9 protein-coding genes are annotated in these 9,263 nt (G+C 59.1%); 2 read left to right on the top strand and 7 right to left on the bottom strand.

Features of this window, described 5'->3' with window-relative positions:
• Positions 1-250, top strand: a 250-nt coding sequence (locus LJ737_RS22410) for a hypothetical protein (protein WP_227768991.1), incomplete at its 5' end; no start/stop codon positions are given.
• A 173-nt stretch (positions 251-423) separates the two neighbouring features.
• Here the strand turns inward: LJ737_RS22410 and LJ737_RS22405 are convergent.
• From LJ737_RS22405 to LJ737_RS22395, 3 genes are all read right to left on the bottom strand, one after another.
• Positions 424-1,719 carry a serine hydrolase gene (locus tag LJ737_RS22405; protein WP_227768990.1) on the bottom strand — a complete coding sequence of 432 codons (1,296 nt, stop codon included), beginning with the start codon at positions 1,717-1,719 and terminating at the stop codon, positions 424-426.
• Between the two features lie 51 nt (positions 1,720-1,770).
• Complete coding sequence (locus LJ737_RS22400) at positions 1,771-2,985, bottom strand: hypothetical protein (RefSeq protein WP_227768989.1); 1,215 nt, start codon at positions 2,983-2,985, stop codon at positions 1,771-1,773.
• A 109-nt stretch (positions 2,986-3,094) separates the two neighbouring features.
• Positions 3,095-4,438 (bottom strand): APC family permease, encoded by a 1,344-nt coding sequence (locus tag LJ737_RS22395; protein WP_227768988.1) that lies wholly within the window; start codon positions 4,436-4,438, stop codon positions 3,095-3,097.
• 273 nt (positions 4,439-4,711) lie between these two features.
• Between LJ737_RS22395 and LJ737_RS22390 the strand changes: the two genes are divergently transcribed.
• Positions 4,712-5,473, top strand: coding sequence for a hypothetical protein (locus LJ737_RS22390; protein ID WP_227768987.1), 762 nt, complete (start codon positions 4,712-4,714; stop codon positions 5,471-5,473).
• A 36-nt stretch (positions 5,474-5,509) separates the two neighbouring features.
• Here the strand turns inward: LJ737_RS22390 and LJ737_RS22385 are convergent, their stop codons facing one another.
• From LJ737_RS22385 to LJ737_RS22370, 4 genes are all read right to left on the bottom strand, one after another.
• Entirely contained in the window at positions 5,510-6,019 is a 510-nt protein-coding gene (locus tag LJ737_RS22385; protein WP_227768986.1) for a DUF2480 family protein, read from the bottom strand.
• Between the two features lie 99 nt (positions 6,020-6,118).
• On the bottom strand, positions 6,119-6,814 hold the full coding sequence (tsaB, locus tag LJ737_RS22380; protein ID WP_227768985.1) for a tRNA (adenosine(37)-N6)-threonylcarbamoyltransferase complex dimerization subunit type 1 TsaB: 696 nt from the start codon (positions 6,812-6,814) through the stop codon (positions 6,119-6,121).
• Positions 6,815-6,929: 115 nt separating this feature from the next.
• A complete protein-coding gene (locus LJ737_RS22375) occupies positions 6,930-7,466 on the bottom strand; it encodes a hypothetical protein (RefSeq protein ID WP_227768984.1) in 537 nt (178 codons plus the stop codon).
• A gap of 69 nt (positions 7,467-7,535) precedes the next feature.
• Positions 7,536-9,236 carry a S41 family peptidase gene (locus LJ737_RS22370; protein WP_227768983.1) on the bottom strand — a complete coding sequence of 567 codons (1,701 nt, stop codon included), beginning with the start codon at positions 9,234-9,236 and terminating at the stop codon, positions 7,536-7,538.
• Positions 9,237-9,263 lie beyond the last annotated feature (27 nt).

The raw sequence follows: 9,263 nt of genomic DNA, 5'->3' as shown, positions 1-9,263 counted from the left end.
AAACTCGTTGCTCTCGTTGCAAGTTCCAGCGGCAAGTTTTTTTTCTCGCCGCCTTTCTTCACCTGCCGTTTCAAAGCGAAACGGCGGGCAAAGGTCGGAACGTTTGGGCTTTCGTGTCAAGTCCCGCGGGCAACTTTTTTTAGCTGCTCGCGTGTCTTGTCGCTTCCTGCTGAACCGGGGTGCAAAGGTAGCACATCCGATTTCAGAAAGTCAAGAGCAGTTGAAAAAATCTTTGCTCTTATTTGGCTAAGCCCGACTTGCCTTACTTAAAACAACCTTGTTGTAGTTGTTAAGGTCATCCGCGTCTCGGATTGGGAGTGCAAAAGTGGGGGTTTAGATCTGCTTTTGCAAGACCGAGGGCAATATGTTGCTTGGGATGTCCTTAAAAGCTTTGACCGTTTGAGCGTTACGCTAGCAAAAAAATCATCGGGCTGAGGGAGGTCGACTGAATTGTGGGATAACACGTGGGCGAGCTTGCTCTAATGCATACACTGCTTGGCCTAACTGAGCCATGAAGGGCAAACCCACTGAAGTGTATTCGTATTGTCCGTCGTTGAGAATTCCGTCCGCATTGACGTATAGAACCGCACTTAACATGAATTCGACGCCCGTACGACCATCGGTGAAGTAGGCGCAATCGGCTAAGTAGCCGTGCGACATGCCTACTATATTATAGATGCGCAATCCCGCCTGCGGAGCTACGCGTGGTTGCCGGCCATAGAACAGGTACTTCTTATAAGCGGGGAAGTAGGCAGAGGAAGTATATAAGTGGAAGCCTGAATCGTGGGGAGTGGCCGCTAGATAATATTGGAGGAAGGTCAGATCGTCTTCTGATAGGGTTGGACGCTTATCAGCAGGAATGGATTGCGGGAATAGTACGCCTCGCAACAGATCGGTGACGGTCTGCAACGGCAGGTAGTTGGCGGTGGTAAAATCGTAAGGGGCGGAAACCAACCGGCCGCCGGCGTAATACCCTCGGCCTTTTTGGACGCGGCCCAACGGATTGAGTAACGGGTGCAGATTGCAGGCAGCAGGTTGGCTATATATGATAGCGCCCGTGGCCTCGTGAAACGAAATGGGGTTGGTGCAGCGGTTCGCGGCGGTGTCGCAGGGAGCGAAGCGGCGCGTAATACGTGCCGAGGAGAAACCGAGATTACTGAGCTGCTCGTGCAGGTACTGCTGGCCTAGGAACTCGTAGAGGCGATTATAGGCCTGGTTGTCGCTAACCAAAAGCATCCGCTTTATATAGTTGCCTACGCTGGCGACGCGGTCGGAATCGGCAGGGGCAGCGAAGGGCACAGCGGTTTGGCAGCGCCCGGCCACGCCCGTGCTCATAATGGTGCGGCGGCTGAGAGCGGGGGTTTGGCGGCGCAGTTCGTTGAGCTTCTGCAGAGCCAAAATGGATACCGGCAGCTTGACGAGGCTGGCGGGGTTGAAGTAGGCGCGCTCGTCGAGGCGGTAATCGTACTGCGTAAAATGAGGGGTATTGGTGGCGTCCCGGTCGATGCGGGTGTAAATGATCTGCAGCTCGTATTTATCCGCTTGACGAACTACCGAAGCTAAACCGGGAGTATTGCGCAGTAAGCTGTCAAGTGGGTTAGGTAGTTCGAACCCTACTTTGGAGCGCTTGTCCGCTGCCACACGCCCAGCTGCGCCACCAGCGGGCAGCCATACAGATAACGCTAGCGCCAGGAAAACTGTGGCTCGGCCAAACATCATGTACGTATAATACCTATTTGTACCAAGCCAAAGTTTTTGTGCTATCTAAAACTAGCTAGCCGGTTCGACTCGGTGTTTGGCCAGTAACAAGTTGGAATCATTGACCCGCCAGTTGTAGCCCGTGCCGAAGGGCAATGGCCGGGCCTTGTTGACAGAATCCCGATACGCGGCCGTCAACGCAGGCTGGTAGTGCTTGGCAAACATTGGGATAGGACGACGATAGGTGCCGTAGTGGATGAATTGCCAGTCGGCGGGCTTGAAGTACTTCATGGCAATACCCGAGTCGTCCTGCAGCACGTAGCGGCTGCGTTCGAGAATCAGGTTGCGCACTTGGCTAAAATAAGGTTTGTGCATCAGATAAGTAGCGGACTTGACGTAAGTAGTCAGGGGCCCTAGGCTACGCACGTACTGCAGGATAGAGCCCTTGGTTTGGCCCAGCTTCCAGTCGCTGAGGTCGGCGGAGAAATAGTAAACCTTTTGCTCGTGGCCGTCGGCGGCACGCATGGCCACTTCGACGCCAGGTACCAGCTTGGCGTTGCCTTGCGCTGAATCGGCCGGCAATGCTTGACCTTCCGGGCTGATGCGTAGGTACTTGACGGACGTAATCTGGTGGTGAGTGCGCGCGGCGAAGAGCAGAATCAGCGGCAGCGAGCCATCAAGCTCCAACGACTTCAGGTCGACGGCCATGCTGTTGGTGCGGAAGAAGCTGAAGTTTAGCACCGACCACAGCGACGTTTTAACGGCGTTGTAGAGTTTGGGGCTTTCCAACGAAGCCTGGCCGGGCACGGTACCTACGGGTTCTAGGCCGACCAACACGTAGGTGCCGCTCTGCGGAAAGACGGTGGCGGCATTGAGCAGATCGGGGCCGCTGAAGGGGTAGAAAACCACCGGGCTGGTGCGGCGCACCGAATCAAGCTCCAGTTTGGCCCAGTCTTCGATTTTGGAAGTCCGGGTGGCATCGTAGTTGGTCCAGCTCTTGTCGGCGTCGGCGGCGAAGCGCTGCCAGCCCGGCGTGGCCGTGAACGTGCGCAGGGGCGACGCTTGCTTTACCGGCATCCCGGCCAAGTAAGCCGCTACATCTTGGACGTCGGAAGTATCAATTGGGGCGGGGGCGGGCGCAGCAGGTGCCGGAGCCACCGCCGTAGCCGAATCGGGTGCCTGGGCCGGCGGCGAGGCGAGCTGGGTAGGTGCTGATTTACGCTCGGAGCAAGCCACGACGGTCAGCAGGGCTGCCGAAATCAGCCAACGATGAAAAGCAAAGGCCATGAGGGGCAACGGGGAATGGTCGGGGAAAGATAAGCCCGCGAAAATTTACGGGAATTCCTTTTTCACCATTCGAGCCGCCTCCGCCGGGCCGATGATTCGCCAAGCGGGATTAACCGCGCTCCTCCCCTACTGGTTGCGCCGGCCGCCGAACCGCGCCGAGGGCGTAGATAACGGCGTATACCACCAGCCCAATCAGCACGGTCCCTAACCCCAGCAGGGACTCGGTGGGCTTGTCGCGCAGCAGAAACACCAGTGTCCAGCCGTTGAGCAGTAGGAAGAGTAGAGGAGTGAAGGGGTAGCCCCAAGTGCGGTAGGGGCGCGGCAGCGCAGGCTGGCGCACCCGGAGCACAAACAAGCCGAGCACCGTCAGGAACGTAAAAAGGTTCAGCACGAAGCCGGCGTACAGCAATACTTGCTCGAAAGTACCCGATACGATAAACACGACCGTCAGCAGCGTTTGAACCAGCGTGGCCCGGACGGGCAGGCCACGGCGGCTGCGGCGGGCCAGCCAGTGCAGTGCGGGCAGGTCCTCGCCCATGGTTTGGATGATGCGCGGGCCGGCAAAAATCATGGAGCTGACGGTGGATACCAGCAGCGCGGCAATGGCGGCGCCCATGTAGCGCCCTACCGCCACCCCAAAAATTTGGTTGGCGGCCAAAAACCCGACTTCCAGTTGCCCGGCTAGCATATCAAGCGGCGTGGTGCGCAGGAATACGTAATTCAGGACCACATACAGCAGCGCCACCAGCACCGTACCCGTCAGCAAGATGCGGGGCAAGTTGCGCTGAGGTTGCTCAACTTCGCCGGCCATATACACGGCGGCGTTCCAGCCCGAATAGGCGTAGGACACGTAAATCAACGACACGGCAAAGGCCGGCGTGAGCAACTCCCGCCAATCGGCCGCGGCGGGCACGAAGCGCAACGGCTGCGGCTCGGCCAGCAATCCGGCGCCGATGAAAAGGGCCAGCAGTGACACCTTCAACGCCGTGACGATTACCTGAAACCGGCTGCCGGCGCGGCGACTGATCAAGTGCACAGCAGTAATGACCAGCACCACCGCCAACGAAAGCAGATTGGCGTGTACCTCGGGCCATACGCTGGCGGCGTAACGCCCCAGGGCAATGGCGGCCAGGGCCGTGGGGGCCGCGAAGCCGACTGTGGCAGACACCCAACCCGATAAAAAGCCCACCGACGGGTGGTAAATGCGCGAGAGGTAGTGGTATTCGCCTCCCGACCGGGGCAGCGCCGCGGCCAGCTCGCCGTAACACAACGCCCCGCACAGCGCAATAATGCCCCCCACGAACCACAGCATCAGCAGTGCAAAGCCGCTGTGCGTGCCAGAAACCTGGAAGCCCAGACTGGTAAAGACGCCCGTCCCGACCATGTTGGCCACTACGATGGCCACGCCAGTGTAGAAGCCGATTTTGTAAACAGAGACGTGAGGTTGCGTCATCGAGAAGGCACTGATGGGCTACGATGTTAAGCAGCTTTTCCTTAATCACGCCCAAAAGCCTCCCCCTGCGCATTCGTTGCGGCGGCTGATTGCTTTGGTTTTTCCCGGCGTGGCAACCCGCCGCTTAGACGGCATTTTGCTACTTTGCTCGACACCCTGCGGGGCCGATGATGCTGCCCCGGTCATGCGCAACGCTTGCGTGATTGGGCGGCAGGCACGTTTTTCGCTGGTGTAACTCTTCTACCAGATTGCAGTGATTTTTTGACACGCCTGATGAAAACTCTACTCCTCGCAACGACGCTGGCAAGCCTGATTGCCACACCCCTATTCGCCCAACAGCCTACTCCACCCCAGAACCCCGGCGGCCGGCTGTGGGCCGCCGACAACCTGGACGCGCTGCTGCAGGGGCAGATGGCCCACGCCTACAGCGCCCCGCGACGCAATATCGAGGGTCAGCCGTTTTTTCAGCGCACTTGGCAGCCCGGCGAAATCGTGCTGGTCAACACCAAGCAACGCATCGGCAATATTCTCCTGCAATTCGATGTGTTTGCCCAACAACTACTAGCAATACCCCGCAAAGGCAAGACGGATACCTTGCTGCTCAATACCAATATCATCCAGGAATTTGTCGTGCAGGACGAGCTGATACCCGACCGCCTGCACCGGTTCCGGCGTTTGGACAACCTCCAACGAACCAATCAGCCCTGGGAATACGCGGAGGTATTACATGAAGGCAAATACAGCCTGCTCAAGCGCCATGGCCGCCAGTTGTACCGCAGCGACGCCGGCAAAGTCTTCAACAGCGGCCGCGTGCAGGACCGCATAGTGGAAGACTTCTCGTATTTCTTGCAGTGCCCCAACGGGAGCATCGTTCCGGTAAAGCTGAACGCCAAAGCCCTCAGCAACGCGGCCCCGGACTTGGCCGCGGCCATCAACGCAGAGCTAACCCAGCGCAAGCTCTCAGCCAGAAACGAGCTGGAAGTAGTGGCATTGCTGCAAGCTGTGGACGGCGAGCAACCGCCGACCGGCAAATAACATTTCGCGGCGCCGAGACCCGCGCAGGCCAAACCGCTACGCTTTCGGGCGTTTGTAGAGCGGTACGGTGCTGCACGGCTCGCCGTACATGATGCTGCTGGTAACCGGCAGCAGCTTCTGCATAATGGCCACGTAGGCGTACGTGGGCACCGGGTCGTTGCCGCAGCCTTTGATGACGAGCTTGGCGTCGCGGTATTCCTCGGGGTTGAGGGCACCGATAGCCTCGTGGAAGAGCTCCTGCTCCAGCGCGTCGAGGCCGCCGAACACGTAGCGGTGGGCGTGGCCCTGCAGTTTGGAGGCCAGCAGCATGTAGGCCCAGGTGGGCACAATGGCGTCGGCCGAGCAGATAATGGCCACGTTCTTGCCGTCGTACTGGCTCCAGTCGTGGGTTTTGATAAAGTCGCGGAAGTCCTTCTCGCGCAGGATCAGGCCGTGGAAGAGGTTGTCCTTGATGTCGTACACGACCCGCTCGCCGCGGTGCTTCAGCTCCTCCAGGTTGAGGCTGGTGAGGGCACTCTGCGCAACGCGGTTGATGATTTCGTCCATGGTAGTACAGCAGTAAAGGCGGCCACCAGGGGCCACAGCCAGTAAAACAACGGCGGCCCGGTTTCGTTCGGCGCACCGTCAGCGGCAAAGGTATGGGGCTTAGGCCTGCGCGGATTTGGGTGTGGTGGTGTGGACCTCTTTCAAGTAAAAAGGCTCGTAGTAGGCCACGTCCTTGAATTCTTGCCGGGCGTACGCGGCTTCGGCCAGCTGGGCCACGGCAATGGCGGAAGGCTGCACCCCGGCTAGAAACAGCGCATTGGGGTTATCAGCCACCAGCGCCTGAAACTTGGCCGCCCCGCTGCCGAAGAAGACCACCGGCCCTGCGCTTAGCTCGGCCGCCCAGCTCTGCGCATCGAGAACAACCGGCGCGGGAGCCTGCAATTCCTGCCCGACGGCGTCGTACAGCGCGGCGTAGACCTCCATGCGGCGCGCATCAAGCAAGGGCGCGAAACGGTACCGACTCGCGCCCGGCACTTGCTGCGCCACTTGGTGAGCCAATGCCGGCAAGGTGCCTACAGCCAGCAACGGCAGCCCGAGCGCGTAGCACAGGCCCTTGGCCGCGGCCGCGCCGATGCGCAAACCGGTATAAGAGCCGGGCCCGTCCGAAACGGCAATGGCTGAGAGCTGTGGCAGCGAGTAACCAGCGTTGCTGAGCAACTGCTCGATGAGCACGGTCAAGTGCGTGGAGTGAGACTTTTCGAGCCGCAGTTCCGAGGCGGCCAGCAGGGCCCCGTCCAGCGTCAGCGCGACGGAGCAGACGGGCGAGGAAGTTTCGAGGGCGAGAATGAGGGGCATCGGCGGCAAAATTACACTGGTTGCCGTCCGCTTTCCATTAGCAAAGCCACCTCGGCTTTGCTAATGGAAAGCATAGCTCGGCAAAGAAGCTGACTTGTCTCAGCGAAATGAGGTTTTACCTAACGTTGTCGGCGGGCAGCGAAGCTAGTTTTTTCGCTAGCACATTAATCCGGTCCTGGATAACCCAGACACCAATGGGCCAGAAGATGAGCAGCAGAAAGGCTCCCAGCACCTGACTTACATCCGGCCGTTGCCGCTGCTCTTTTGCTACCAGCAGCGAAGCCGGAAACCAGTGCAAGTGCAGGTAGGCGAACAAGACGTAGGACATGAGAAGTGCCCACAGGCCGTCTGCATGAACACTGGTAGCCGTAATCAGAAAGCTCGGATTACTGGCGACAAAGCTGTAAATAACCACTGCTGCTACGATAAGCGCATTGGTGCGCACCCAAACCGGGGCGTAACCAGGCAACGCTCGGCCCAGCTGCAGCAATGTATGACTGACCAAGACCAGCCAACTCACCAGTAGCAGTGCACCAAGCGCACACAAGGCGGTACTCACCACCTCGTCGGTCACGTACCAGGAGGCAAAATAGGGAGCCAGCAGTACCAGAAAGACTTGCCAGGGCTTCAAATGCAGGATAGAGTCGCGCATAGCGGCGGGAAATCACACAAAAAAGCAGACCCAGTATTGAGTCTGCTTTTCAGTGATAAAGCGAAGCTGTTACTGCTTGCCCGGCACGCCGGCACTCTTCATGGCACTGGCCGACTTGCCGCCCGGCTTCAGCAGAGAGTTGTAGCGCGACTGGTCGTTGAGCACCTGAATGGCGGCCAGAATGTTCGGATCGTCGTCGAAGGTGGCCTCCACGCTGCCCTTCTGGAAGTAGTAGCGCGACACGATTTCCTGCTCCAGCAGCTCCCGGATTTCGGACTTGAAACGCGTCAGGTCGTTGGCTTTGTTGACGGTGACCTTCTTGCGGATGCCCTCCAGCTCGGCCTTCACATCGTCGTAGTGCTTTTCTTCCTTGGTCTGCGTAATCAGGCTGGTGAGGGCCTTTTCGGCGGGCGTGGAGTAGTTGATGTCCTTGCCCTGCAGCCACTGCGTGAATTTCTGGTACTCGGCATCCGAAAGTTGAAACTCCCGCGAGGGCGGAATGCTTTGATGCTCGGCCCGGTAGCGGGTGGCGTAGTCGAACAAGTAGTTCTTCTGGATAAGCACGCGCGTAATAGCGGCCACCTCGGGGTCTTTCACCTCCACGTCGGGCGCGACGCCACCGCCGTCGTACACGGTACGGCCAGCGTGGGTTTTGAAGGCCGTGCGCAAGGAATCGGGCACCTTGCCCAGCGTGCCGTCGTCGGCGCGGTGGGTGTAGTCGATTTCTTGAATGCAGCGGCCGCTCGGAATGTAGTACTTGGCCGTCGTCACCTTCAGCTGCGAGTTGTAGCTGAGCGGGCGCGTGGCTTGCACCAGGCCCTTACCGAAGGTTCGTTCCCCAACCACCACGGCGCGGTCGTAGTCCTGCATCACGCCCGTCACGATTTCGGAAGCCGAAGCCGAGCGGTTGGAGGTGATGATGGCCAGCGGAATCTGGGTGTCGAGCGGCACGTCCAGGGCCTTGTAGGTCTTGTTCCACTCGGTCACCTTGCCCTTGGTGCTGACGATGTCGAGGCCCTTGTCTACGAACAGGTTCGAGATGTTAACGGCCTCGTTGAGCAAGCCGCCGGGGTTGTCGCGCAGGTCGAACACGATTTTCTTGGCGCCTTGCTCCTTGAGCTTGGCCACCGCGGTACGCACCTCGCGGGAGGCATCCACGGTGAAGCCCGAGAGCTGGAAATAGCCGATATCCGAGGTCAGCATGCCGTAGTAAGGCACGTTGTCGACCTGAATCTTGTCGCGGGTAATGTTGATTTCCACCGGCGCCTCCTGCCCGTAGCGGGTCACCATCAGCTTCACAGTGGAGTTGGCCTGCCCCTTCAGCAGTTTGCTGATGTCGGCGTTGGTCTTCTTATCCATGCTGATGCCGTTGATGGACAAGATTTCGTCGCCGGGCAGCAAACCGGCCTTCTGGGCCGGAAAGCCTTCGTAAGCCGTCTGCACGATGGTTTTGCCCGCGCGCTTCACCACAATAGCCCCGATGCCGCCGTACTGCCCGGTGGTCATCGTGCGGAAGTCCTCGATGTCGTCCTCCGGGATGTAGTTGGTGTACGGGTCGAGCGACTTGAGCATCGCGTCGATGCCGGTCTTCATCACCTTGGAAGGCGCCACGTCGTCGACGTAGTAGGTGTTGACCTCCTTGAAGAGCGTGGCGAAGATGTCGAGGTTCTTCGCTATTTCGAAGTACCGCTCACTGTCGGTGGCCGACTTGAAGGAAAACAGCAGGGCGGCACCGGCCGCGAGGCCGAGGGTAGTTTTGCGGACGTTCATAGAGGGCAGTAGCTGTACAACACAGAC

It is taken from the genome of Hymenobacter sp. 15J16-1T3B (assembly GCF_020711235.1).
GTDB lineage: Bacteria > Bacteroidota > Bacteroidia > Cytophagales > Hymenobacteraceae > Solirubrum.
Note: the sequence above shows the minus strand (reverse complement) of the source record. Positions and strands in the feature narration are given on the sequence as shown.